General features: G+C 69.7%; 19 protein-coding genes and 2 pseudogenes. 12 read left to right on the forward strand and 9 right to left on the reverse strand.

Annotation, left to right across the window (positions count from 1 at the left end; translation table 11 throughout):
• Positions 1-63: 63 nt before the first annotated feature.
• The 7 genes from pqqC (at position 64) to folK (ending at position 5124) form a co-directional block, all read left to right on the forward strand.
• Positions 64-1149, forward strand: coding sequence for a pyrroloquinoline-quinone synthase PqqC (gene pqqC, locus MMR14E_RS16150; protein WP_331315648.1), 1086 nt, complete (start codon positions 64-66; stop codon positions 1147-1149).
• The gene (gene pqqE, locus MMR14E_RS16155; protein WP_331315649.1) at positions 1146-2291 is read left to right on the forward strand and encodes a pyrroloquinoline quinone biosynthesis protein PqqE; all 1146 of its coding nucleotides are present in this window, start codon (positions 1146-1148) and stop codon (positions 2289-2291) included. The genes pqqC and pqqE overlap by 4 nt, the downstream gene beginning before the upstream one ends.
• An 11-nt stretch (positions 2292-2302) precedes the next feature.
• On the forward strand, positions 2303-3013 hold the full coding sequence (locus MMR14E_RS16160; RefSeq protein ID WP_331315651.1) for a hypothetical protein: 711 nt from the start codon (positions 2303-2305) through the stop codon (positions 3011-3013).
• Positions 2994-3356, forward strand: coding sequence for a hypothetical protein (locus MMR14E_RS16165; protein ID WP_091678351.1), 363 nt, complete (start codon positions 2994-2996; stop codon positions 3354-3356). Before MMR14E_RS16160 ends, MMR14E_RS16165 begins: the two co-directional genes overlap by 20 nt.
• An 84-nt stretch (positions 3357-3440) precedes the next feature.
• The gene (gene folP, locus MMR14E_RS16170) at positions 3441-4277 is read left to right on the forward strand and encodes a dihydropteroate synthase (RefSeq protein ID WP_331315652.1); all 837 of its coding nucleotides are present in this window, start codon (positions 3441-3443) and stop codon (positions 4275-4277) included.
• 2 nt (positions 4278-4279) lie between these two features.
• Entirely contained in the window at positions 4280-4657 is a 378-nt protein-coding gene (gene folB / locus MMR14E_RS16175) for a dihydroneopterin aldolase (protein WP_331315654.1), read from the forward strand.
• Positions 4654-5124 (forward strand): 2-amino-4-hydroxy-6-hydroxymethyldihydropteridine diphosphokinase, encoded by a 471-nt coding sequence (folK, locus tag MMR14E_RS16180; RefSeq protein WP_331315656.1) that lies wholly within the window; start codon positions 4654-4656, stop codon positions 5122-5124. Before folB ends, folK begins: the two co-directional genes overlap by 4 nt.
• A gap of 28 nt (positions 5125-5152) precedes the next feature.
• Here folK and xoxJ read toward each other — a convergent pair whose 3' ends face one another.
• The 6 genes from xoxJ to MMR14E_RS16210 all read right to left on the reverse strand — a co-directional run bounded on the left by xoxJ (position 5153) and on the right by MMR14E_RS16210 (position 11339).
• Positions 5153-6013, reverse strand: a complete 861-nt coding sequence (gene xoxJ, locus MMR14E_RS16185; RefSeq protein ID WP_331315658.1) for a rare earth element methanol dehydrogenase accessory protein XoxJ — start codon at positions 6011-6013, stop codon at positions 5153-5155.
• Complete coding sequence (locus MMR14E_RS16190; RefSeq protein ID WP_331290232.1) at positions 5998-6609, reverse strand: c-type cytochrome, methanol metabolism-related; 612 nt, start codon at positions 6607-6609, stop codon at positions 5998-6000. The genes xoxJ and MMR14E_RS16190 overlap by 16 nt, the downstream gene beginning before the upstream one ends.
• A 134-nt stretch (positions 6610-6743) precedes the next feature.
• A complete protein-coding gene (gene xoxF1 / locus MMR14E_RS16195; protein ID WP_331315659.1) occupies positions 6744-8549 on the reverse strand; it encodes a lanthanide-dependent methanol dehydrogenase XoxF1 in 1806 nt (601 codons plus the stop codon).
• A gap of 701 nt (positions 8550-9250) precedes the next feature.
• The gene (locus MMR14E_RS16200) at positions 9251-9538 is read right to left on the reverse strand and encodes a hypothetical protein (protein WP_331315660.1); all 288 of its coding nucleotides are present in this window, start codon (positions 9536-9538) and stop codon (positions 9251-9253) included.
• A 110-nt stretch (positions 9539-9648) separates the two neighbouring features.
• On the reverse strand, positions 9649-10836 hold the full coding sequence (gene rnd, locus MMR14E_RS16205) for a ribonuclease D (protein WP_331315661.1): 1188 nt from the start codon (positions 10834-10836) through the stop codon (positions 9649-9651).
• A gap of 104 nt (positions 10837-10940) precedes the next feature.
• Entirely contained in the window at positions 10941-11339 is a 399-nt protein-coding gene (locus tag MMR14E_RS16210) for a hypothetical protein (RefSeq protein ID WP_331315662.1), read from the reverse strand.
• 144 nt (positions 11340-11483) lie between these two features.
• Between MMR14E_RS16210 and aspS the strand changes: the two genes are divergently transcribed.
• From aspS to MMR14E_RS16225, 3 genes and pseudogenes are all read left to right on the forward strand, one after another.
• Entirely contained in the window at positions 11484-13328 is a 1845-nt protein-coding gene (gene aspS / locus MMR14E_RS16215; RefSeq protein WP_331315663.1) for an aspartate--tRNA ligase, read from the forward strand.
• Between the two features lie 23 nt (positions 13329-13351).
• Positions 13352-14224: a glycosyltransferase family 2 protein gene (locus MMR14E_RS16220; protein WP_331315664.1), complete on the forward strand. Its 873-nt coding sequence runs from the start codon at positions 13352-13354 to the stop codon at positions 14222-14224.
• A pseudogene (locus MMR14E_RS16225) lies at positions 14221-15293 on the forward strand (acyltransferase family protein); the annotation flags it as partial. The gene MMR14E_RS16220 and the pseudogene MMR14E_RS16225, both read left to right, overlap by 4 nt.
• Before the next feature lie 327 nt (positions 15294-15620).
• Here the strand turns inward: MMR14E_RS16225 and MMR14E_RS16230 are convergent.
• Positions 15621-15872, reverse strand: a complete 252-nt coding sequence (locus MMR14E_RS16230; protein ID WP_331315665.1) for a DUF3297 family protein — start codon at positions 15870-15872, stop codon at positions 15621-15623.
• A complete protein-coding gene (locus MMR14E_RS16235) occupies positions 15869-16531 on the reverse strand; it encodes a CatB-related O-acetyltransferase (protein WP_331315666.1) in 663 nt (220 codons plus the stop codon). Before MMR14E_RS16235 ends, MMR14E_RS16230 begins: the two co-directional genes overlap by 4 nt.
• Positions 16532-16597: 66 nt before the next feature.
• On the opposite strand from MMR14E_RS16235, the gene MMR14E_RS16240 reads away from it, so the two are divergent.
• Both MMR14E_RS16240 and MMR14E_RS16245 read left to right on the forward strand, forming a co-directional pair.
• Entirely contained in the window at positions 16598-18925 is a 2328-nt protein-coding gene (locus MMR14E_RS16240) for an NADP-dependent malic enzyme (RefSeq protein WP_331315667.1), read from the forward strand.
• A gap of 82 nt (positions 18926-19007) precedes the next feature.
• Positions 19008-20466: pseudogene (locus MMR14E_RS16245) on the forward strand (acetamidase/formamidase family protein).
• 12 nt (positions 20467-20478) lie between these two features.
• Here MMR14E_RS16245 and MMR14E_RS16250 read toward each other — a convergent pair.
• Positions 20479-22938, reverse strand: coding sequence for a methyl-accepting chemotaxis protein (locus tag MMR14E_RS16250; protein ID WP_419539357.1), 2460 nt, complete (start codon positions 22936-22938; stop codon positions 20479-20481).
• Positions 22939-23189 lie beyond the last annotated feature (251 nt).

The following is a 23189-nucleotide window of genomic DNA, read 5'->3' on the forward strand; positions in this document are numbered from 1 at the left end:
CCGCGCACGAGGGCGGGATCGGAACACAGGAAACGCGACCTCAGGACGGACGCCGGACACGCCATGAACGCCATTTTCCCGACCCCCGATGCCGCCGACAGCCAGCGTCTCCTGAGTCCCGAGGAACTGGAGGCGGCCCTGCGCGACATCGGCGCGCGCCGCTACCACAACCTGCACCCGTTCCACCGGCTGCTGCACGACGGCAAGCTGTCCAAGGACCAGGTCCGGGCCTGGGCGCTGAACCGCTACTACTACCAGGCGATGATCCCGGTGAAGGACGCCGCCGTGCTGGCGCGGATGACTGACGCGTCGCTGCGGCGGATCTGGCGCCAGCGGATCGTCGACCACGACGGCGACCACGAGGGCGACGGCGGCATCGAGCGCTGGCTCAAGCTGGCCGAGGGCGTGGGCTTCGATCGCGACTACGTGCTGTCGACCCGCGGTATCCTCTCGGCCACGAAGTTCTCGGTCGAGGCCTACGTCCACTTCGTCTCCGAGCGGACGCTCCTGGAGGCGATCGCCTCGTCGCTGACCGAGATGTTCTCGCCGACCATCATCTCCGAGCGCGTCGCCGGGATGCTCAAGAACTACGACTTCATCACCAAGGACACGCTGGCCTACTTCGACAAGCGCCTGACCCAGGCGCCGCGGGACGCGGACTTCGCCCTGGACTACGTCAAGCAGCACGCCACGACGCCGGAGCTGCAGCGGCAGGCGATGGCGGCGCTGACATTCAAGTGCACCGTGCTGTGGACGCAGCTCGACGCCCTGTACTTCGCCTACGTGGCCCCCGGCATGGTCCCGCCCGACGCGTGGCAGCCCGGCGAGGGTCTGGTGGCCGAGGCGTCGCGGGCCGTGCCGGGTGCGGCCGGCGGGAAGATGGCGGCCGGCGATCGCCCGCGGCTGCCGCGCGGCGTCCGGCTGCGCAACGACGAGACCCGCGGCAAGTGGGTCCTGCTCGCCCCCGAGCGCACATTCGACCTCGACGACAACGCCGTGGCGGTCCTGAAGCTCGTCGACGGCGCGCGCAGCGTGGCCGACATCGCGGACGAGCTGGGCAAGACCTACGCGGCCGATCCCCGCGCTATCGAGACCGACATCCTGGTGATGCTCGACGGCCTCGCGGAGAAACGGGTTCTCGAGCGATGAACGCGCTGACGCCGAACCGCCCCGATGCGCCGGCCCCGGTCGGTCTGCTCGCCGAGCTGACCCACCGCTGCCCGCTGCGCTGCCCGTACTGCTCGAACCCGCTGGAGCTCGACCGCCGGTCGGGCGAGCTCGACACGCAGACGTGGCAGCGCGTGCTCGGGGAGGCCGCGGCGCTCGGCGTCCTGCACGTGCACCTGTCCGGCGGCGAGCCGACGGCGCGCAACGACATCGTCGAGATCACCAAGACCTGCGCCGATCTCGGCCTGTACTCGAACCTGATCACCTCCGGCGTCGGCGGTGCGCTCGCCAAGCTGCAGGACCTCTACGACGTCGGGCTCGACCACGTGCAGCTCTCGGTGCAGGGCGTCGACGCGCAGAACGCCGAGAAGATCGGCGGCCTGAAGAATGCCCAGCCGCAGAAATTCGCGTTCGCCGCCAAGGTGGTCGAACTCGGCCTCCCCCTCACGCTGAATTCGGTGATCCACCGCGGCAACATCCACGAGGTGGCGGGCTTCATCGATCTCGCGGTGAAGATGGGCGCCAAGCGGCTCGAGGTGGCGCACACGCAGTATTACGGCTGGGCCTACGTCAACCGCGCCGCCCTGATGCCCGACAAGGCGCAGGTCGACGAATCGATCCGGATCGTCGAGGCGGCCCGGGAGCGCCTGAAGGGCCAGCTCGTCATCGACCTCGTCGTGCCCGACTACTACGCCAAGTACCCGAAGGCCTGCGCGGGCGGCTGGGGCCGCAAGCTGATGAACGTCACGCCCCAGGGCAAGGTCCTGCCCTGCCACGCGGCCGAGACGATCCCGGGGCTGGAGTTCTGGAACGTCAACGACCGCTCGCTCGGCGAGATCTGGCGCGACTCGCCGGCCTTCACGGCCTATCGCGGCACCGGCTGGATGAAGGAGCCCTGCCGCTCCTGCGACCGGCGCGAGAAGGACTGGGGCGGCTGCCGCTGCCAGGCGCTCGCGCTCGCCGGCGACGCGGCCGCCACGGATCCGGCCTGCTCGCTCTCGCCGCTCCACGCCAAGGTGCGGGCGCTGGCCACCGAGGAGGCGGCCGAGAACCCGCCCGACTACGTCTACCGGACGATCGGCAGCAACGTCCGGTCGCCGCTCAAGGAGGAAGTGAACTCGTGAGAAGACTTGTCGTGAGGGGCCTCGCCGCGACCACGGTCGCGCTGGCTCTGGCCGCGCTGCCGGCCCTCGCCGAGGACGCGCCGAAGCCCGCCACCGTCACCCCGGCGAACGCCGCCGCCCCGCCCTCCGCGGCGGACCTGCTGTTCGACCAGCCGCACATGAAGAACACCGCGGCGGGCTCGACGCTGACCTACGACTACCTGCGCCGCTCGGGGATCTCGAAGGGGCCGTTCGGGGCGCCCCTGGAGGACACGATCCAGCTGAAGGTCGAGCCCGGGAAGAGCGCCGAGGGCCGCGATATCGGCGTCGTGATGTTCTCTGGCCTGAACCGGATGCCGGCCGGCCCGTTCGAGGACATGGCGGGCAACCCGGTGGTCTCGCTGTTCCTGGAGAACCACCTCCGGGCTCTCGCGAAGGTGCTGGAAGCCAATCCGCGCTATCTCAAGCTCGCGATCCGCAAGGGCCTGCGCGAGAAGGCGACCGTGACGCCGACCAAGGTGGATTTCGGCGGCCGCGAGGTCGACGGCTGGCGGGTCGTGACGAAGCCGTTCGCCGGCGACGCGATGGCGCAGCGCATGCGCGGCATGGACGACATGACCTATACCTTCGTGACCGCGCCCTCCGTTCCGGGCGAGATCGTCTCGATCGAGGCGTCGTCGAAGAGCGCGGATGGCGGCGAACTGCTTGAGGAGAAGCTGAGCTATGATCAGAAGGCTGGCTGAACGGGGCGCCCTGGCCGCCCTCGCCCTGACGCTGTCGGGACTGGCCGGCTGGGCCGCCGAGGAGAACGACTACCCGACCGACGCGCGGGTCGATTACGTGTTCGGCTGCATGGCCGCCAACGGCCAGACCCGCGAGAGCCTGCAGAAATGCTCGTGCTCGCTGGATCAGCTCGCCGCGATCCTGCCGTACGACAAGTACGTCCAGGCGAGCACGGTGCTCTCGATGCGGCAGGGCATCGGCAACCGGGCGAACGAGTTCAAGTCGACCAAGATCTTCGACGACAAGGTTGCGGAACTGCGCCGGGCCCAGGCCGAGGCCGAGATCCGCTGCTATCACGGCTGAGTTTCACGGCGAGGCCGGCGTTGCGCCGGCCTCCCGATTCGCGCACACCGGCTCCCGAACCGCGTTCGTGAACGGGACCCGCCTGTGACCGCCTCTTCCCGCCTGTCCGACCTGCTGCCCGCCCTCGGCGGCCGCACGCTGGTCATGGGCATCCTCAACGTCACGCCCGATTCCTTCTCGGACGGCGGCCTGTTCGCCGGGGAGGCCGCGGCGGTGACCCAGGCCGAGCGGCTGGTCGCCGAGGGGGCCGCCATCCTCGACATCGGCGGGGAATCGACGCGGCCCGGTCACGTCCCGGTCTCCGCCGAGGAGGAGCAGGCGCGCGTCGTGCCGGTCATCCGGGCGGTGGCGCCGCGGCTGCCTGTGCCGATCTCGATCGACACCTACAAGGCCTCGACGGCGCGCGTCGCGCTCGAGGCCGGCGCGCGGATCGTGAACGACGTCTGGGGCCTCCAGCGCGAGCCCGACATCGCCGCCGTGGCGGCCGCACACGGTGCGCCGGTCATCATCATGCACAACCGCGAGACGATCGAGCCGGATCTCGACATCCTCGCGGACATGCTGGCTTTCTTCGAGCGGTCCCTCGCGATCGCCCGCCGGGCGGGCCTCGCGGATTCCGAGATCGTGCTCGACCCGGGGGTCGGGTTCGGCAAGACCTGGAACCAGCATCTCGAGGCGCTGCGGCGGCTGCCCGAGCTCCGCGCCCTCGGATTCCCGGTGCTGGTCGGCGTCTCGCGCAAGTCGCTCCTCGGACGCCTGCACGACCGCGAGACCCGTCCGGCCGACCGCCTGCACGGCTCCCTCGCGGCCCACGCCGTCGCGGCCACCCTCGGGGCCGATATCGTGCGCGTGCACGACGTGGCGGCCCATATCGACGCGATGCGCGTCGTCGACGCCGTGATGCGGCCGGAGGCGCGCTGAGCATGGCGGGCGACCTGATCCGCGTCTCCCGGATCGCCGTGTTCGGCCGGCACGGCGTGCTGGCCGAAGAGGCGGTGCTGGGCCAGCGCTTCTACATCTCGCTCGAAGCGGAGCTCGACCTCGGCCCGGCGGGCCGGTCCGACGACGTCGCCGGCACGGTCAGCTACGCCGATCTGACGGCGGTGACCGTCGCGATCGCCACCGAGCGACGGTTCAACCTGATCGAGGCCCTGGCCGAGACGGTCGCCGCGGAGATCCTCGCGCGCTTCGCGCGCGTCGAGGCGATCACCGTGCAGGTCGACAAGCCGAGCGCGCCCGTGCCCGCCATCCTGGACAGCGTCGGCGTCGCGATCACGCGCCGCCGCGGAGCCGGCCGATGAGGGCGTATCTGGGCATCGGCAGCAACGTCGGCGACATGGCCCTGATGCTCGATCGCGCGGTCGCCGGCCTCGCGGCGACCCCGGGCATCGCCGTCGTCGCGCGCTCGAGCGACTATCGGACGCCGCCCTGGGGCAAGACCGACCAGCCGTGGTTCCTCAACGGCGCCGTGGCGGTGGAGACGGACCTCGACCCGCACGGCCTGCTCGACGCCTGCCTGCGGGTGGAGCACGACCTCGGCCGGATCCGCGAGGAGCGCTGGGGTCCGCGGGTGATCGACATCGACGTCCTCGCCTACGAGGGCGCCAGCATCGACGACGCGCGCCTCGTCCTGCCGCACCGCTACGTGCGCGAGCGGGCCTTCGTGCTGGTTCCGCTGGCCGAGATCGCGCCCGACCTCGTGATCGGCGGCGAGCGCGTGGTGGACGCGTTGGCGAAGCTCGACCGGACCAGCATCGCGCGCGCCTGACGGCGGGCCGGTCCAATCCCGGCGCGCCTCAGCGCTCGCCGGGGGTGACGAGCTTGTTCTCTTCCTCGTCGAGGAGCGGCACGTCGTACTCGCGCAGGACCTTGTCGATGTCGGCCTTGCGCTTGCGCAGGATCGTGTTCAGCGACCGCTTCCAGTCATTCTCGCCGAGCCGGACACCCATGGCGATCCGGTACGCCATCGGCGGCCGCTCCGGCTCCTTCAGCAGCGGCACGACGCTCATCGGCGTCCCGGACTGCTTGGCGAGCCAGCCCGCGGCGGGTCCCCAGAGCACGGCCGCGTCGATCTCCTTGGCGGCCAGGGCCGCGACGATCTCCGCGGCGACCGTCTGGTACTTGCGCGACGGATCGAGCTGATAGGGCGCGTAGGCCTTCATGCTCGAGACCAGTCCGAGCTCGCCCATCCGGTTCACCGGCGGCGTCCCGGCGATCACGCCGATGCTCTTGCCCTTCAGGCGCGGGTCGTCGAGGGCCGTCACGCCGTCGAACTCACCCGCGCGGGTGACCAGCGTGTAGGCGGAGCGATAGTACGGATTGGTGGTCTGAACGAGGTCGCTGCCGAAAGCCTGGCCCATGATGACGTCGCAGAGGCCGGTTCCGAGCGTGTTGCGCACGAAACCGGGACCCTGGGTCAGCCAATAGTAGCGGACCTTGATCTTCAGTTCGTCGGCGATGATCGCCGCGATCTTGTTCTCGAAGCCGTCCTCCTTGCGTTCGGAGAACGGCATGTTGCCCGGATCCCCGCAGACGCGCAGCACGTCCGTGGTGACCGTGTCCGGAAGGTGCTGGGCGCGGGCCCCCTGCGCCGTCACCAAAGACAGAGCGCAGAGAGCGAGGATCCGGGCGAACGGCGCCATCAAAAGCCCATGCATTCCTTCTCGGCCTTCTTGGCCGCTTCGGGCTTATCCTCGTGCTCCGAGGGACGGATACGCCCGATCGCTCCGGCGGCGCGCGCCTTGAGGTAGACGTAGAGATCGTCCGAGTAGCACATGACGTTCTTGTTGTCGCCGAAGGCCGGCATGACCTTCTGCTCGGCGGCGTTCACGTCCTGCTTGCCGCCCGCCAGGATGCCGATGAACTCCTCGTAGGAGAGGTGCTTCAGCGAATCCTTGAGCGCCGGCGCGTAGGTCGAGCCCATGCCGTCCGGGCCGTGGCAGACGTGGCACTCGGCGTGATAGCGGCGGTAGCCCGAGTAGGTGTACCAGTCGAGCATCTTGCCGTCCTGGGTCACGTGGAACGTCGGGTGACCTTCGGCGTCCATGTATTTGCCGTCTTCGACCTTCACGGCAGCGTCCTGCTTCAGCAGCTTGGGATCCTGCTCGGCGGTCCTGTCGTTCGCGTTCAGCGAATTGGCCAGCTTGGGGTCGGCGGGCTTGGCATCCTCAGCATGTACGGCAACCGTCGAGACGGTCGCTAGGGCGAGGGCGGCGATAACCGGCCGCGTTACAATCTTGCTGAGGTTGAGCAACGCATGTGTCTCCCTGGATCGAGGCCCTTCGTCTCCCTCCGAGCCGCAGCCTCTTGCGAGAAAGTCTAATCACAAGGATGCCGGCGCGGGAACCCGCGCCGGCACCGATTTCTACAGGTGGACCCTGCGGCCGATTAGTTCGGCAGGGCGAAGACCGTCAGCTGACCGCCGAGGTTGGTGTACTGCGACAGAGCCGCGTAGCCACCCACCGCGCCGAGGCCGGCGTTCGGGTCGGTCAGGCCGGCCGCGAGGCCGATGCCGGCCCAGCCGCCGACGCCCGAGAGGACGCCCACGTACTGCTTGCCCTTGTGCTGGTAGGTCATCACGTTGCCGATGATGCCCGACGGGGTCTTGAACTTGAACAGCTCCTTGCCGGTCTTGTCGTCGACAGCCTTCAGGTAGCCCTCAAGCGTGCCGTAGAACACGACGTCGCCAGCGGTCGCCAGAGCACCGGACCACACCGAGAACTGCTCGGGGTTGGACCACTTGATCTTGCCGTTGACGCCGTCCCACGCGATGAAGTTGCCCATGCCGCCGTGCGAGTTCGGGGCCGGGTACATCGAGAGGGTCGCACCGACGTAGGGCTGGCCCGGGGTGTAGGTCACCCGGAACGGCTCGTAGTCCATGCAGACGTGGTTGGTGGGCACGTAGAACAGGTTGGTCTTCGGCGAGAAGGCCGCGGGCTGCTGATCCTTCGACCCGAGGGCCGCCGGGCAGATGCCCTTGGAGTTGGTGTCCTCACCGTTCTGCTCGGTCGAGTACTTCGACACGACCAGCGGACGGCCGTAGTTCTTGGACCCCTTGTCCATGTCGACCTTGGTCGCCCAGTTGACGGCCGGGTCGTACTTCTCGGCGACGAGCAGGGTGCCGTCGGCGCGGTTCAGCGTGTAGCCGAAGCCGTTACGGTCGAAGTGGGTCAGGAGCGGCTGCTCCTTGCCGTCGATCTTCTGATCCGTGAGGATCATCTCGTTGATGCCGTCGTAGTCCCACTCGTCGTGGGGGGTCATCTGGTAGACCCACTTGGCCATGCCGGTGTCCGGGTTACGCGCCCAGATGGTCATGGACCACTTGTTGTCGCCCGGACGCTGCTTGGGGTTCCAGGTCGAGGGGTTGCCCGAGCCGTAGTAAACGAGGTCGAGCTTCGGGTCGTACGAGAACCAGCCCCAGGTGCAGCCGCCGCCGGTCTTCCACTGATCGCCTTCCCAGGTCTTCAGCGAGGAGTCCTTGCCGATCGGCTTGCCGAGCGAGGTGGTCTTCTCCGGGTCGACGATCAGCTGATCGTCCGGGCCCTCGGAGTAGCCGCGCCACACCTTCTTGCCGGTCTTCAGGTCGTAGGCGGTGACGTGGCACTGCACGCCGAACTCGCCGCCCGAGATGCCGACGATGACCTTGTCCTTGACCGGCAGAACCGTCGCGGTGTTGGTCTCGCCCTTCTTCGGGTCGCCGTTCACGACCGACCAGTTGACCTTGCCGGTCTTGGCGTCGAGCGACACGAGGGTGGTGTCGGCCTGGTGCAGGAGGATGGCGCCGTCGGCGTAGGCCAGACCGCGGTTGACCGTGTCACAGCACATGACCGGGATCACGGACGGATCCTGCTTCGGCTCGTACTTCCAGAGGATCTTCGCCTCGTGGTCGAGGTCCAGGGCGTAGACGATGTTCGGGAACGGCGTGTGCACGTACATGACGTTGCCGACGACGAGCGGCGAGCCCTCGTGGCCGCGCAGCACGCCGGTCGAGAACGTCCAGGCGACCTGCAGGTCCTTGACGTTCTTGGCGTTGATCTGGTCGAGCTTCGAATAACGCGTGTTCGCGTAGTCCACCGTCTGAAGAACCTGTTCCGCCGGGTTGGCGATGCCCTTCATGACGCTTTCATTGGCCAGCGCCGGCGCGGCGACGGCCGCGACACCTGCGCCGAGCGCAAGGAGATGTACCGCTCTCATGGGTTCCTCCGACAAGTCTTGAGAGTTCTCACGGCGCGCGAAGAGAGTGGCGTCGCTCGGACTCCGACCTGACTGTTTGCGACAGGGATGGACGCCTCGGTAGCGGGCATAGTGGACTTCGAGGAGATCTACAGATCCCCTAGCCAGGAACCGCCATCCCTGAGGCGGCTCCCTCGAAACCGAGGCTTGCCCGGACCTTAAGAGATTTTTGAGCGCCGTCAACTCGCTGTTCGACGCCTGTGGGAGCACGGTGAAAGCTTCTTTGCCCGTGACACGGACCGGGTCGATGTCATGCATATGCGAAAAGAAATGTTGCGACGCACAAACGGCTGCGGGTTCTCTCGATCCCATCTCACGGGCACGTGTGCGTTTCCCATGCAGACCTTGCAAACGAGAGAGCTTTGCTGGGGTTTAGCATGCGCCGTCCGCGCGGGCGGGCAGCAACAAGCCAGGGCGTACGCGGCGCCGCCTCCTGCACTCTGACCGCACTGCGAGACGCTTCGGCGGCTATCCGGTGCCGAATTTTCCCAAAGCCCCCCTATGCGCCCAGTCGCCGCATCCGACCTTTTCAAGGATCCCTCGCCCGCAACCGGGGTTCGCGCGCGACAAATTGCCGAATCGTCCCGATCCGGGATCAGGATGCGTCTCGCGGCTCAGTGCCGGGTGCCGCCCGTGATCTGGTGAACGAGCGCGTGCCGGCGTCAGAGGGCGCCGACGGGGCCGGTGCTCTCGAACTCGGCGACGTCGCCGATCAGATCGGTCAGCGAGATGTTGAGGCGCCGGCCGTTGGACAGCCGGAGCTGGGCGTCCGGCTCGAGCCAGACCGGCCGGAGGCCGGCGTAGCTGCCGTAGAGGTTGCCGTAGGCGACGACTCCGCCCTCGCGCCTCTCGACGACGATTCGGTAACGGACGCGTACCGACTCGCATCCTTCAGCCGATACGAGACCGCGCCCGGTCAGCGTCTTGAGGATCTCGTTCGGCTCGAACATACGCGGGACGCAAGGGCGGGATTAAGCGGCAATCCAATTGCCATTTAATCCCGGACCTGCGGCGAGTCACGCCCGGCCGCGGCGTTTGTTCTGTCAGCGTCGCCGCGGCGTCATGCGGTCGTGCCGGCGCCGACGGTCGCGGGTTCGGCCTCGAGGGGGCGTACCACGATCCGGCCGGACTCGACCGAGAGCGCCAGCCGCCCCTGCTTCAGGGCCAGCGCCTTGTCGCCGAACAGGCCCCGACGCCAGCCCTGCAGCGCCGGGACCTCGGCGGCGTCGTCGTCGGCGATCGCTTCCAGATCGTCGACCGTGGCGATGATCTTGGGCGCGACGCCCTCGGCCTCGCAGATCGCCTTCAGCAGGACCTTCAGGAGCTCGACGATCGCGCCGTTGCCGCCGCTCCGCCGCACGCGCTCGGGCATCCGGACGCCGCTGGTGTCGCGGGCGAGGCCCCGCTCCACGGCGGCGACGATGTCGGCCCCCGTCCGGGACCGCTCGAACCCTGCCGGGATCGTCCGCAGGCGACCGAGCGCCTCGGCACTCCGCGGCGCCGCCGACGCGATGTCGATGACCGCCTCATCCTTCAGGACGCGCCCGCGCGGGACGTTGCGCGTCTGCGCCTCGGTCTCGCGCCAGGCCGCCACCTCCATGAGCACGGCGATCTCCCGCGGCTTGCGCATCCGGCCGGACAGCCGGCGCCACGCCTGGGCGGGGTCGGCGCGGTAGGTCTCGGGCGAGGTCAGCACCGCCATCTCCTCGTCGAGCCAGGCGCCGCGGTCGGTCCGCAGCAGCTCGCCGACGAGGACCTCGTAGATCTTCACCAAGTGGGTGACGTCGGAGAGCGCGTAGGTCAGCTGCGCCTCCGAGAGCGGCCTGCGCGACCAGTCGGTGAAGCGGGACGACTTGTCGATCTTGGCCTTGGCGACGTCGTTGACGAGCTGCTCGTAGGAGACGGAATCGCCGTACCCGCAGACCATGGCGGCGACCTGCGTGTCGAAGAACGGGTGCGGCAGGATCCCGCCGATCAGCCAGATGATCTCCAGGTCCTGGCGGGCGGAGTGGAAGACCTTGACGGTGCGCTCGTCGGCCATGAGGGCGATGAACGGCTCGAGATCGATCCCCGGCGCCAGCGGATCGACCAGCACGCCGGTCCCGTCCGGTGCCGCCATCTGGATCAGGCACAGCTTCGGATAATACGTCGTCTCGCGCATGAACTCCGTGTCGACGGTCACGAAGGGCTGCTCGGCGAGGCGTGTGCAGATCTGGCGCAGCGCGTCAGTGGTGGTGATCAGGTCCATGCACCGGCTATACGCAACCGCGGCCGCCATGGGGAGACGCGGCTTCGCAGGTCCCCATCTTTCACGCTTTCACCTTTCACGCGGGCACCACGCCGGCTCGCCGATCACGCCACGGCCGCGGCCGCCGCTTTCCGGCGCGTTCGTGCCTGCCAGCGGATCCGCAGCGCGTCGGCCCGGCGCTGCGCCTCGGCGCGGCCGAGCAGGCGGTCGAGGATGCCGGTCTCGACCCGCTCGCCGGTGGCCCCGTCGATGAGGCGGCGGATCCGGTCGACCCGGAACCCGCGATAGCCGCCGCGCCGGGCGTCGATGCCGCCGAGCAGCGTCCGCCCCGGCCCGAGCCTGAGCTCGCGGGCGTCGATGGACCGGCTGCTCCAGGCCCCGGCCGCGTCCTCGTAGACGAGGTCGAAACGGCCCTCCAGGGGCAGCGTCCGCCACCCGGCCGGCTCGCGCCCGGGCACCGCCTTCGCGGGCCGCTCCAGATCGAGAAAGACGTTGTTGTTCATGGACATCATATGGGAATTGGGCGCTCCCCACGGTAGGCCGGCGGGCGCGCCGCGCGCGGCTTTCGGCGCCGTTCTGCGCCCCCCGCGCTTGACTTGGGGGGCCTCGCGTGAATGGTGCCGGCCTTCCCACAGAAGAAGCCCGTCATGCACCGTTACCGTTCCCACACCTGCGGGGCGCTCCGCCCGTCCGACGTCGGGCAGAGCGTCCGCCTCTCCGGCTGGTGCCACCGCATCCGCGACCACGGGGGCGTGCTGTTCGTGGATCTGCGGGACCATTACGGGCTGACGCAGTGCGTGATCGATTCCGATTCCCCGGCCTTCAAGGCCGCCGAGGCCGTGCGCTCGGAATGGGTCGTGCGGATCGACGGTCGCGTGCGCACCCGCCCGGCCGGCACCGAGAATGCCGAGCTGCCCACCGGCGCGGTCGAGGTCTACATCGACGACCTCGAGGTGCTGGGCCCGGCGGGCGAGCTGCCGCTGCCGGTCTTCGGCGACCTCGAGTACCCGGAGGAGACGCGGCTCCGGTACCGCTTCCTCGATCTGCGCCGGGAGAAGCTCCACGCCAACATCATGAAGCGCGGCGCGATCATCGACTCGCTCCGACGCCGGATGCGCGACGGCGGCTTCTTCGAGTTCCAGACCCCGATCCTGACGGCCTCCTCGCCGGAGGGCGCCCGCGACTACCTCGTGCCGTCGCGGGTCCATCCTGGCAAGTTCTACGCGCTCCCGCAGGCGCCGCAGCAGTTCAAGCAGCTGACGATGATCGCGGGCTTCGACCGCTACTTCCAGATCGCGCCCTGCTTCCGCGACGAGGATGCCCGCGCCGACCGCTCGCCGGGCGAGTTCTACCAGCTCGATATCGAGATGAGCTTCGTCACCCAGGAGGACGTGTTCCAGGCGGTCGAGCCGGTCCTGCGCGGCGTGTTCGAGGAGTTCGCCGAGGGCAAGCGCGTGACCAAGGCGTTCCCGCGGATCACCTACGCGGATTCGATGCTGAAGTACGGCGTCGACAAGCCCGACCTGCGCAATCCGCTGGTCATCGCCGACGTCTCCGACCTGTTCGCCCGCGAGGACGTGGCCTTCAAGGCGTTCAAGGGCGTCGTCGCCTCCGGCGGCGTCGTCCGGGCGATCCCGGCGACCGGGGCGGCCAGCCAGCCGCGCTCGTTCTTCGACAAGCTCAACGACTGGGCCCGCTCCGAGGGTGCGCCCGGCCTCGGCTACGTCGTGTTCGAGGAGGAGAACGGCCAGCTCACCGGCAAGGGGCCGATCGCCAAGTTCATCCCCGCCGAGGTCCAGGCCCTGATCGCCGGGCGCTCCGGCGCGAAGGCGGGCGACGCGGTGTTCTTCGCCGCCGGCCCCGAGTCGAGGGCGGCCGGGCTCGCCGGCAAGGCGCGGGTCCGCATCGGCGACGAGCTCGGCCTCTGCGACAAGGACCAGTACGCGTTCTGCTGGATCACCGACTTCCCGATGTACGAGTGGAGCGAGGAGGAGAAGCGGATCGACTTCTCCCACAACCCGTTCTCGATGCCGAACATCGACCGCGAGGAGTTCCTCGCGCTCGACCTCGACGCCCTCGCGAGCGAGGACGAGACCGGCGCGAACACCAAGCGGATCCTCGGGATCAAGGCGTTCCAGTACGACATCGTCTGCAACGGCGTGGAGCTGTCCTCGGGCGCGATCCGCAACCACCGTCCGGACGTGATGGAGAAGGCCTTCGCCATCGCGGGCTACGGCCACGAGGTGCTGGAGCAGAAATTCGGCGGCATGCTGAACGCCCTGCGCATGGGCGCCCCGCCGCACGGCGGCATCGCGCCGGGCGTGGACCGCATCGTCATGCTCCTGTGCAACGAGCCGAACATCCGCGAGGTCGTGCTGTTCCCGATGAACCAGCGCGCCGAGGACCTGATGATGGGCGCACCTTCCGAGGCGACCCCCAAGCAGCTGCGCGAGCTGCACATCCGCCTCAACCTGCCCGAGAAGAAGGCCTGAGGCGCCGATAGTCCCGCCGCGCGGTGGCGAGCCTCGTCGCGATCGTCGTCGCCCACGACAGCGCCGACGTGCTGCCGGCCTGCCTCGCGGCGCTCGCCGGCGAGCACGTGCCGGCGATCGTCGTGGACAATGCCAGCCGGGACGCCTCCGCGTCGGTCGCGGAGGCGGCCGGCGCGCAGGTGATCCGCAACGCCCGCAACGAGGGCTACGGGCGCGCCAACAACCGGGGCGTCCGCGCGGCCGAGACGGCGGAGCACGTCCTCGTCGTCAACCCCGACGTCGTGCTGCGGCCGGGCGCCGTGGACGCTCTTCTGGACGCGGCCCGCGCCTGGCCGGATGCCGGTCTGCTCGCCCCGCGCCTCGTCGAACCCGACGGGCGCTTCTTCTTCCAGGCGCGCTCCCTGCTCGCGCCCTACCTGACCAATCCCGCCGGCCGGCGCGCGCCGCCGCAGGGCGACGCCTGCGCGCCGTTCCTCTCCGGGGCCTGCCTGATGATGCCGCGCGCCCTGTTCCTCGACCTCGGCGGGTTCGACGAGAACATCTTCCTGTTCTACGAGGACGACGACCTGTGCCGGCGCGTGGCCGAGAGCGGCCGCGCCCTGATTCACGTCCACCGCGCCGAGGCGCTCCACGGTCGCGGACGGTCGTCGGCGCCCGAGCCGGGACGGGTGTTTCGCGCGCGCTGGCATCAGGCATGGTCGCGCGCCTATGTCAGCCGGAAGTACGGTCTGCCGGACCCGAGCCTCGCCGCCCTGGCCGCCAATCTGCCGAAGGCGCTGCTGTCCGCGCTCGTGCTGCGGCGGGCCGGACTCGAGCGCTACGGCGGCTCGGCCGCGGGTGCCCTCTCCTTCCTCCGGGGCCGCACCGCGCTGGCCCGCGAGGGTCTGGCGGGATGAGCGCGCCGACGATCGCGGCCGCGCTGGAGCGCGGGCCCAACGGCTTCACCGGCCTGCGGCTGATGCTGGCCCTGGCCGTCGTGGTGTCCCACGCGTTCAGCGTCGCGACCGGCGCCGCCGGCGACGAGCCCCTCGCCCGGCTCACCGGCTACACGTTGGGCGAGCACGCGGTGAACGGCTTCTTCGCCGTGTCGGGCTTCCTCGTCACGATGAGCTGCGACCGGCGCGGTATCCGGGACTACGCCCTCGCACGGACCTTGCGGATCCTGCCCGGCCTCGTGGCGGCGACGCTCGTCGTCGCGCTCGGGCTCGGCGCGGCGCTGACCCGTCTGCCCGTCTCCGAGTACTGGCGCGATCCCGCCCTGTGGTCGTTCATCCGCGGCACGCTGACGACCTTCAAGAGCAACGCCGCCCTCCCCGGCGTCTTCGAATCCAACCCCTACCGCGCGCCCCTCGGCACGGTCTGGACGCTGAAATACGAGGTGCTGTGCTACCTCGGCGTCCTCGTCGCCGCCCCGTGCGGGCTGCTCCGGCGACGGTGGTCGGCCCCCCTGATCGTGCTGGGGCTGGCACTCGCCCTGACGATCGCCTGCGGATCCCGGGGGGCGGACCTGCCCAAGGGCACCGAGACGGCGCTGCGCCTGCCGCTGATCTTCGCGGCCGGCGCGTGTCTCTACCTGTGGCGCGATCGCCTGCGGGTCTCGGCAGCGGCCCTCGCCTGCCTGGTCTTCGGCGCCTTCGTCCTCGCGCGGACGCCGGCCTACCCCGCCCTGCTGTTCCTCGCCGAGGCTTACGGCGTGGTCTGGCTCGCCCTCGGCCCCCTGGCGCGCGGCGTGTTCGACCCGTCGTCCGATCTCTCCTACGGGATCTATCTCTACGGCTGGCCGATCCAGCAGAGCCTGCACGCCCTGTGGCCGTCCGCCTCCGGGATCGCGCTGCTGGTCCCGGCCCTCGCCCTCGCGGTGCCGGTCGCGGCCCTGTCCTGGTACGCGGTCGAGCGGCCGGCCCTGGCGCTCAAGGCGCGGGCGCTCGGGCGGCGCCGCCTCGGCACGATCGAGCCGGCCGGGCCNCGGCACGATCGAGCCGGCCGGGCCGTGACCGCCGTCGGCCCGCTTCCGCCGCTCGCGGCGCTCGGTCTGGCGGCGCGGATGCTGGAGGCGGACGGCTTCGCGATCGTCGCCCGGAACGAGCGCGGCGACAGCCTGTACCTGAGGCGGCCGGGCTGCCCCTGGCACCTGCGCGTCTCGAACCACGGGCGCACCGCCAAGCAGCGCGCTCGCCGCTCCGACATCCTCGCGAGCCTCGTCGTCGACGGGCCGCGCTCTCCGGATCAGATCGGGAGGCTCGTCCGCGAGGCCGTCCGCAACTTCGAGTCCGCGCTCGCGCGGGTGGCCGATCAGGCCTCCGCGACCGGGTCGCGGAAGTAGGGTTCCACGGTGCCCTTCAGCTTCACCGTCATCGGGTTGCCGGCCCGGTCGAGGGTCTTGCCGGCCGAGAGCCGGACCCAGCCCTCGCTCACGCAGTACTCCTCGACGTTCGTCTTCTCGACGCCCTTGAATCGGACGCCGACCCCGCGCTCCAGCACCTTCTCGTCGTAGAACGGGCTGTTCGGGTTCGAGGCGAGGCGGTCGGGAGGCGTGTCGGTCATCGTCCGGATCTCGGATGGTCTTCGCGTTGGGCCCCGCCGGTACGGGAATCCGCGCCCGCGCGCAACGCCGTGAGCAGTTCCGCGATCCGACCGCTCTGGAGCAGCGGCACCAGCCGCGTCACCGCATCGTGCGGCAGGTCCCACCACGCCGCCGCCACGAGCGCCTCGACGGTCTCCGCGTCGAAGCGGCGGCGCACCACCCGCGCCGGGTTGCCCGCCACGACGGCGTAGGCCGGCACGTCGCGGGTCACCACGGCGCGGGCCGCCACCACGGCCCCGTGCCCGACGGTGACGCCCGACAGGATCATGCAGCCGGACCCGAGCCAGACATCGTTGCCGATCACCACGTCGCCCCGCGAGGCGTGGTAATCCTCCGGCGCCGCGGCGTCCGGGAAGTGCCCGCGCATCGCCGCGAACGGGTAGGTCGACGCCCAGTCGAGGCGGTGATCGCCGCCGAGCAGGATCTCGACCTTGTCGGCGATGGAACAATAGCGGCCGATCGTCAGCCGCCGCCCGCTCTCCGGGAAGCGGACTTTTGGACGGCCGTACGAATAGGCGCCTATGGAGAAGCCGTGGGTCCTCGCCAGCGTGGCGAGGTGGATCCGGGTCTCGTTGTGCGGGTTGCGCCCCCTGCGCAGCCGGTGCAACAGACCGGTCATGACGCGGGCCCGCGCGATGCGCGACCGTGTCGTCCTCGGTGAAAAAGGTGAGCGGGAGCGTGGGCGATGGCCGATAACATGTCCGAGGACCTCAAGGCCGGGGCGCTCGTCTACCACCGCCTGCCCAAGCCCGGGAAGCTGGAGATCCAGGCGACCAAGCCCCTCGGCAACCAGCGCGACCTCGCGCTGGCCTACTCGCCCGGCGTCGCCGCAGCCTGCATGGCGATCCACGACGACCCGCAGCAGGCTGCCGAACTCACGGTCCGCCAGAACCTCGTGGCTGTGCTCTCCAACGGCACGGCGGTGCTGGGCCTCGGCGATATCGGCCCGCTGGCCTCGAAGCCCGTGATGGAGGGCAAGGCCGTCCTGTTCAAGAAGTTCGCCGGCATCGACGTCTTCGACATTGAGGTCGACCAGAAGGACGTGTCCAAGCTCGTCGACGTGGTCTGCGCCCTCGAGCCGACTTTCGGCGGCATCAACCTGGAGGACATCAAGGCGCCCGAGTGCTTCGAGGTCGAGGAGCAGTGCCGGGCCCGGATGAACATCCCGGTCTTCCACGACGATCAGCACGGCACCGCGATCATCGTCGCGGCCGCCGTCCTCAACGGCCTGGAACTCGCCGGCAAGAACCTGTCCGACGTCCGGATCGTCACGTCCGGCGCCGGCGCGGCGGCGCTCGCCTGCCTCAACCTGCTCGTCTCCCTCGGCGCGACCCGCGAGAACATCACGGTCACCGACATCAAGGGCGTCGTCTACAAGGGCCGGGCCGAGCTGATGGACCGGTGGAAGGACGTCTACGCCCAGGAGACCGACAAGCGGACGCTGGCCGAGGTGATCCCGGGCGCGGACGTGTTCATCGGCCTGTCGGCCGGCGGCGTGCTCAAGCCCGAGTACCTGAAGGAGATGGCCGAGAAGCCGCTGATCATGGCGCTCGCCAATCCCTATCCAGAGATCATGCCGGATCTGGCCGAGAAGGAGCGGCCGGACGCGATGATCTGCACCGGGCGGTCGGACTTCCCGAACCAGGTCAACAATGTCCTGTGCTTCCCCTACATCTTCCGCGGGGCCCTCGACGTCGGCGCGCACAAGATCAACGAGGAGATGAAGAAGGCCGCCGTGAAGGCGATCGCGGGTCTGGCCCACGAGACGACCTCCGACGTGGTCGCCCGGGCCTACGGCGGCGAGGCCCGCCCGTTCGGGCCGAAATCCCTGATCCCGAGCCCGTTCGACCCGCGCCTGATCCTGCGCATCGCCCCCGCTGTCGCCAAGGCCGCGATGGATTCGGGCGTCGCCGGCCGGCCGCTCCCGGACCTCGACGCCTATGTCGAGAGCCTCGACCGGTTCGTGCACCGGTCCGGCCTGATCATGAAGCCGCTGTTCTCGAAGGCGAAGGCCGAGCCCAAGCGCGTGATCTACGCCGAGGGCGAGGACGAGCGCGTGCTCCGCGCCGTCCAGGCGATCGTCGAGGACAAGGTCGCCCTGCCGATCCTGGTCGGCCGTCCGCGGGTGGTCGAGACTCGCCTGAAGCGCTTCGGCCTGTCGATGGTGCACGGCCGCGACTTCGAGCTGATCGATCCCGAGGACGATCCCCGCTACCGCGCCTACGTCCAGACCTACCTGGAGGTGGCCGGGCGCCGCGGCATCACGCCGGACGCGGCCCGGACTCTGGTCCGCACCAACAACACCGTGATCGGCGCCATCGCGGTCCGCCGCGGCGAGGCCGACGCGCTGATCTGCGGCCTCGAGGGCCGGTTCGAGACGCGGCTGCGCATCATCCGCGACGTGATCGGGCTCGCCCCGGGCGTGGAGCAGTGCGCCGCCATGAGCCTCGTGGTGACCCATAACGGCGCCTACTTCCTGGCCGACACCCATGTCCGCCAGAACCCCACGGCCGAGGAGATCGCCGACGTGGCGCAGGCCTGCGCCAGCCACGTCAGCCGGTTCGGGATGACGCCGAAGATCGCGCTGCTCAGCCACTCGGATTTCGGCCAGTCGGATTCGCCGTCCGCGATGAAGATGCGCGACGCCCTCGCGCTCCTGCACAAGCGGGATCCCGAGTTGCAGGTCGACGGCGAGATGCAGGCGGATTCGGCCCTGAACGAGATGGTGCGCGAGCGCGTGCTGCCCGGCTCGCGGCTCAAGGGCGCGGCCAACGTCCTGGTCTTCCCGAATCTCGACGCCGCCAACATCGCCTTCCAGTTCGCGAAGGTGCTGGCGGACGCGCTGCCGGTCGGCCCGCTCCTGATCGGCCCGGCCAAGCCCGCCCACATCCTGACGCCGTCGGTGACGGCCCGCGGCATCGTCAACGTCACGGCCGCGGCCGTGGTCGAGGCCCAGGCGGACGAGGCCGCTCCGAGTGCCGAGGAGAGCGGCGTCGGCATGATCTCGGAGTGAGGAGCGCCCGTCGGCGGCCGCGAGCGTGGCCGTCGATTTGCTTCCCGGTCCCGGGGCCACGAAACCACCGGGAGATGACGCGATGTGCGCGGGCGACGATCCAACCTGCCACGCCTTCGAGGAGCACCGCCGCCGGTTCCGGCGGGATCTGGAGCCGGAGCGGCGCGCCTTCCTGAAGAGCGGCTTCGCGGCGACCGGCGCCGCCGCCGCGGCCCTGGCGGCCGGCGGCNGCGGCCGGCGGCCCGTCGCTCGTGAGCCCGGCCCTGGCGCAGGCGAGCGGCGCCAAGATCGCCGCCACGGCGCATTACCACCTGCCGGCGAATGCCGAGACCGTCCACTGGGGCTTCTTCAGCCGCAGCCTCAAGCCCAAGGTCGAGATCGGTTCCGGCGACTTCGTCACGATCGAGACGCTCACCCATCAGGCGAGCGACGATGCCGAGCGCATGATCCAGGGCGATCCGGGCGCCGAGAGCGTCTATCTCTGGACCAAGGACAAGATGGGTGTCTCGCCCCGCGGGGCCGGCGCCATGGACGCCAAGGTCGGCCCCGGCGGCGGCCTCGGCGTGCACATCTGCACCGGTCCGGTGGCGATCCGCGGCGCCGAACCCGGCGACGTCCTGGAGGTGCGCATCCTCGACGTCGCCCCCCGGCCCTCCGCCAACCCCAAGTACAAGGGATTGGCCTTCGGCAGCAACGCGGCGGCGTGGTGGGGATACCACTACAACGACCTGATCACCGGCGATAAACCCCGCGAGGTCGTGACCATCTACGAGGTCGACGCCACCGGCGAGCGCGACTGGGCCCGGGCGGTCTACAGCTTCCGCTGGCCGGGCGTGACCGACCCGTTCGGCGTCTCCCATCCGACCATCGACTATCCCGGCCTGCCGGTGGACCACACGAAGACGCAGAAGACCTTCGAGGTCCTGAAAGGGATCCGCGTCCCGATCCGGCCGCATTTCGGCACGATGGGCGTCGCGCCCGCCGAGGCCGACCGGGTCAACACGATCCCGCCGAGCTATACCGGCGGCAACATCGACAACTGGCGGATCGGCAAGGGCGCGACGCTCTACTACCCGGTGGCAGTGCCGGGCGCCCTGTTCTCAGTGGGCGATCCCCATGCCAGCCAGGGCGATTCCGAGTTGTGCGGCACCGCGATCGAGTGCTCGCTCACCGGCACCTTCCAGTTCATCCTCCACAAGAAGGCCGACCTGCCCGGGACGCCGCTGGAAGCCCTCGATTTCCCGATGATCGAGACCCGGGACGACTGGGTCCTGTCCGGCTTCAGCTACCCGAACTACCTGCGCGACCTCGGCCCGGACGCCCAGAGCGCGATCTTCCAGAAATCCTCCATCGACCTCGCCATGCGCGACGCGTTCCGGAAGATGCGCCAGTTCCTGATGCACGCGAAGGGCCTCACCGAGGATGAGGCCATCTCGCTGATGTCGGTGGCGGTCGATTTCGGGATCACGCAGGTCGTCGACGGCAACTGGGGCGTCCACGCCGTGGTCAAGAAGGCGATCTTCTCCGATCGCGTCGCCTGACCTCCGGCCGGTTCACGCGGCCTTCGCGGTCCCGGCCATCGTCATGAGGCCGGCGATGACCCGGTAGGTCTCGGCCCAGGCGTCCCGGACCTCCGGTGTGAAGTCCGGGCCGAGCCCCTGCTCCAGGGTCCAGAGCAGCGCCGCGCCGACGGCCTCGTAATGGGCCTGCAGCGCGCCGTAGCCGGCGTGCCGGTCGCCCAGATCGCGCACGGTCGCGACCAGGGCCTCCGGCTTGTCGAGATTGGACACCGCCAGCGCCAGCATGGCGACCAGCTTCCGCTTCTGCGCGCTCATGTCGTCCGGGAAGAGCGACCGGACTTGCGGCGCGGTGTCGAACAGCCGGCCGTAGAAGATGTCCGCCGCGGCATCGCCCATTGACTGCACCGTCGCGAAGCTGCTCCGCACCAGCGCGACCTGCGCGGCGGAGATCGCGTAGGAGACGCGAACGCTCGCCAGGAACCGTCCGACCTCCGCGGTCAGGTGGTCGGACTGATCCGAGAGGGAAGAGGCCGCGTCGAGGACGTGGCCGGCTGCCAGACCCGTGCTCTCGGCCGCCTGGGCGACGCCGGTGATGTTGCTGGTCACTTCGCCGGTGCCGACAGCCGCCTGCCCGACGTTCCGCACGATCTCCCGGGTCGCCGCACCCTGTTCCTCGACGGCCGCCGCGATCGAGGTCGCCACGCCGTTGATCTCGCGGATCCGCGCGGTGATCGCCGCGATGGCCTCCACCGCCTGACCGGTCGAGGCCTGGACCTGCGCGATCTGACCGGCGATCTCGTCGGTGGCCTTGGCGGTCTGCTCGGCCAGGGCCTTCACCTCCGATGCCACCACGGCGAAGCCGCGGCCGGCGGCGCCCGCGCGCGCCGCCTCGATGGTGGCGTTCAGCGCCAGCAGGTTGGTCTGCTCGGCGATCGTCGAGATCAGCCCCACGATCGTGCCGATCTTGTTCACGGCGCTGCTCAGATCCTGGACGCGCGCGGCGGTCCGGTCGGCCTCGGCCGCCGCCTTCTGCGCGAGATCGGCCGAGCCGTCGGCCTGCCGGCCGATCTCCTCCACGGACGTGCCCAGTTCCTCGGCGGCCGCCGCCACGGTGTTGACGTTGCTGGACGCCCGCTCGGCGGCGGCCGCGACCGTCGTCGACTGCCCGGCCGTCTGGGTAGCCGTCGCGGTCATCGTCTGCGCCGTGACCTGCAAGGCGGAGGCCGAGGCGGCGACCTGACCGATCATGCCTCCGACCGCCTGTTCGAAGCGCTGTGCCATCTGGCGCAGGCTGTCCCGGCGCTGGTCGTCGGCGTCCAGCCGCGCCCGCTCGGCCTCGCCTTCGAGGGCCCGCGTGCGGATCAGGTTGTCCCGGAATGCCTGGACGGCCACCATGATCGGCGCGAACTCGTTCCGGTAGGCGTGCACCGGGAGGTCGACGGCGGTCCCGCCCGCCGTCAGCGTCCGCATCGCGGTGGCGATGATCCGGAGCGGGCGCAGCACACCCCTGAACAGGGCCACGAGACCCAGACCGACGAGCAGCAGGACCGCCAGCAGCGCCGCGGCACTGTGCAGGAGAACGCGGTCCGCCGCCGCGGCGAGGTTCTCGGCCCGCGACACCATCTCGGCGAGGGCGGCATCGGCGAGATCCACGATCGTCATCTGCTCGACGGTGTTCCGTTTCCGGAGGTCCTGGAACGTGTAGGGGGACGCCCGCCGCTGGCTCAGCGCGTCGAAGATCGCGCGCGCCGCCTCCGCCGCCTCGCCCTCGAAATTGCTGCGCTTGGCCCTCTCGAACGCGGCCCGCACGGCGTCCGAGCCCTGCGCCGCGGCCTCGCTGGTGCTCGACCACGCCGACTGCACCCGGGCCCGCTCCTCGGCCGCGGCCACGGTCTCCGGCAGCGACCACGATGTCCCGGCAGCCAGCGAGGTATGCACCCGCAATGCGACGTTGCCGATCGCGACGCGGGTCGCCCAGGCCGACCGCTTGAGGACGAGGTAGCGCTGCAGGATCGCGTCGGCGCGCGGAATGGCCGAATCCACGGCGTCCGTAGTCGCCGTCAGCGCGTCGACGAGTTCCTGGAAGGCGGTCAGAACGGCGGGCAGCAGCGCAGGGTCCCGCTTCGGCTTCGGTACGCGCAGGGCTTCATCGATGCGGGGGCGGAGCCGGTTCACCGCGTCCTGGGCGGCGATCAGCCTCGCTATCGTCACCGTCACGGCCGGCAGATCGCGGTCTTTCAGGAGATCCTGAAGGCTCCTGAAATTCGCGATCACGGCATCCCGATTCGTCGCGTAGGCCTTCAGGCTGTCCGGGTCGGCGGCGGCGTCTCCGCTCAGGGCGAGGGCCGCCCCCCTCTCGAGGCGCGTCGGCAGGATCGTCTTGAGCAGCTGGCGGCTGGCGCGGGTCAATGTGACCGCGACGTCGGCCTGTTGCGCCTGGAGCCGCGCCTCGACCAGAGCATTTCCAGCGTATCCCAATAACATCAACGCCATCGAGAATATTGTCGTGCACATGACGACTTTGATTGAGAAATAGCCAAGCCATCTCATCGCGCGGACAGTCCACAATGCGAGGTCGTTCGGGGCGTCGCGCGCATCATAGAGCGAAGTGCGTGGCCGATCACCCTGGGGAGTGAAACTATTGGATAGTATGTCTTGGCGATACGTTCGATGAAATGTCGTTTTTAGGTTGAATTGAAAGCAGGGAATGGAATGACAAATAAAAAATTTAGGTTTCTCAATTA

The sequence above is a fragment of the Methylobacterium mesophilicum genome, assembly GCF_036441335.1.
Lineage (GTDB): Bacteria > Pseudomonadota > Alphaproteobacteria > Rhizobiales > Beijerinckiaceae > Methylobacterium > Methylobacterium mesophilicum_B.

Bases quoted from the DNA above. Each gene is read 5' to 3' on its own strand.
- pqqC (WP_331315648.1), top strand. From the start codon at position 64: ATGAACGCCATTTTCCCGACCCCCGATGCCGCCGACAGCCAGCGTCTC.
- pqqE (WP_331315649.1), top strand. From the start codon at position 1,146: ATGAACGCGCTGACGCCGAACCGCCCCGATGCGCCGGCCCCGGTCGGT.
- MMR14E_RS16165 (WP_091678351.1), top strand. From the start codon at position 2,994: ATGATCAGAAGGCTGGCTGAACGGGGCGCCCTGGCCGCCCTCGCCCTG.
- folB (WP_331315654.1), top strand. From the start codon at position 4,280: ATGGCGGGCGACCTGATCCGCGTCTCCCGGATCGCCGTGTTCGGCCGG.
- folK (WP_331315656.1), top strand. From the start codon at position 4,654: ATGAGGGCGTATCTGGGCATCGGCAGCAACGTCGGCGACATGGCCCTG.
- xoxJ (WP_331315658.1), bottom strand. From the start codon at position 6,013: ATGCATGGGCTTTTGATGGCGCCGTTCGCCCGGATCCTCGCTCTCTGC.
- xoxF1 (WP_331315659.1), bottom strand. From the start codon at position 8,549: ATGAGAGCGGTACATCTCCTTGCGCTCGGCGCAGGTGTCGCGGCCGTC.
- MMR14E_RS16200 (WP_331315660.1), bottom strand. From the start codon at position 9,538: ATGTTCGAGCCGAACGAGATCCTCAAGACGCTGACCGGGCGCGGTCTC.
- rnd (WP_331315661.1), bottom strand. From the start codon at position 10,836: ATGGACCTGATCACCACCACTGACGCGCTGCGCCAGATCTGCACACGC.
- MMR14E_RS16210 (WP_331315662.1), bottom strand. From the start codon at position 11,339: ATGAACAACAACGTCTTTCTCGATCTGGAGCGGCCCGCGAAGGCGGTG.
- aspS (WP_331315663.1), top strand. From the start codon at position 11,484: ATGCACCGTTACCGTTCCCACACCTGCGGGGCGCTCCGCCCGTCCGAC.
- MMR14E_RS16230 (WP_331315665.1), bottom strand. From the start codon at position 15,872: ATGACCGACACGCCTCCCGACCGCCTCGCCTCGAACCCGAACAGCCCG.
- MMR14E_RS16235 (WP_331315666.1), bottom strand. From the start codon at position 16,531: ATGACCGGTCTGTTGCACCGGCTGCGCAGGGGGCGCAACCCGCACAAC.
- MMR14E_RS16240 (WP_331315667.1), top strand. From the start codon at position 16,598: ATGGCCGATAACATGTCCGAGGACCTCAAGGCCGGGGCGCTCGTCTAC.
- MMR14E_RS16250 (WP_419539357.1), bottom strand. From the start codon at position 22,938: ATGGCGTTGATGTTATTGGGATACGCTGGAAATGCTCTGGTCGAGGCG.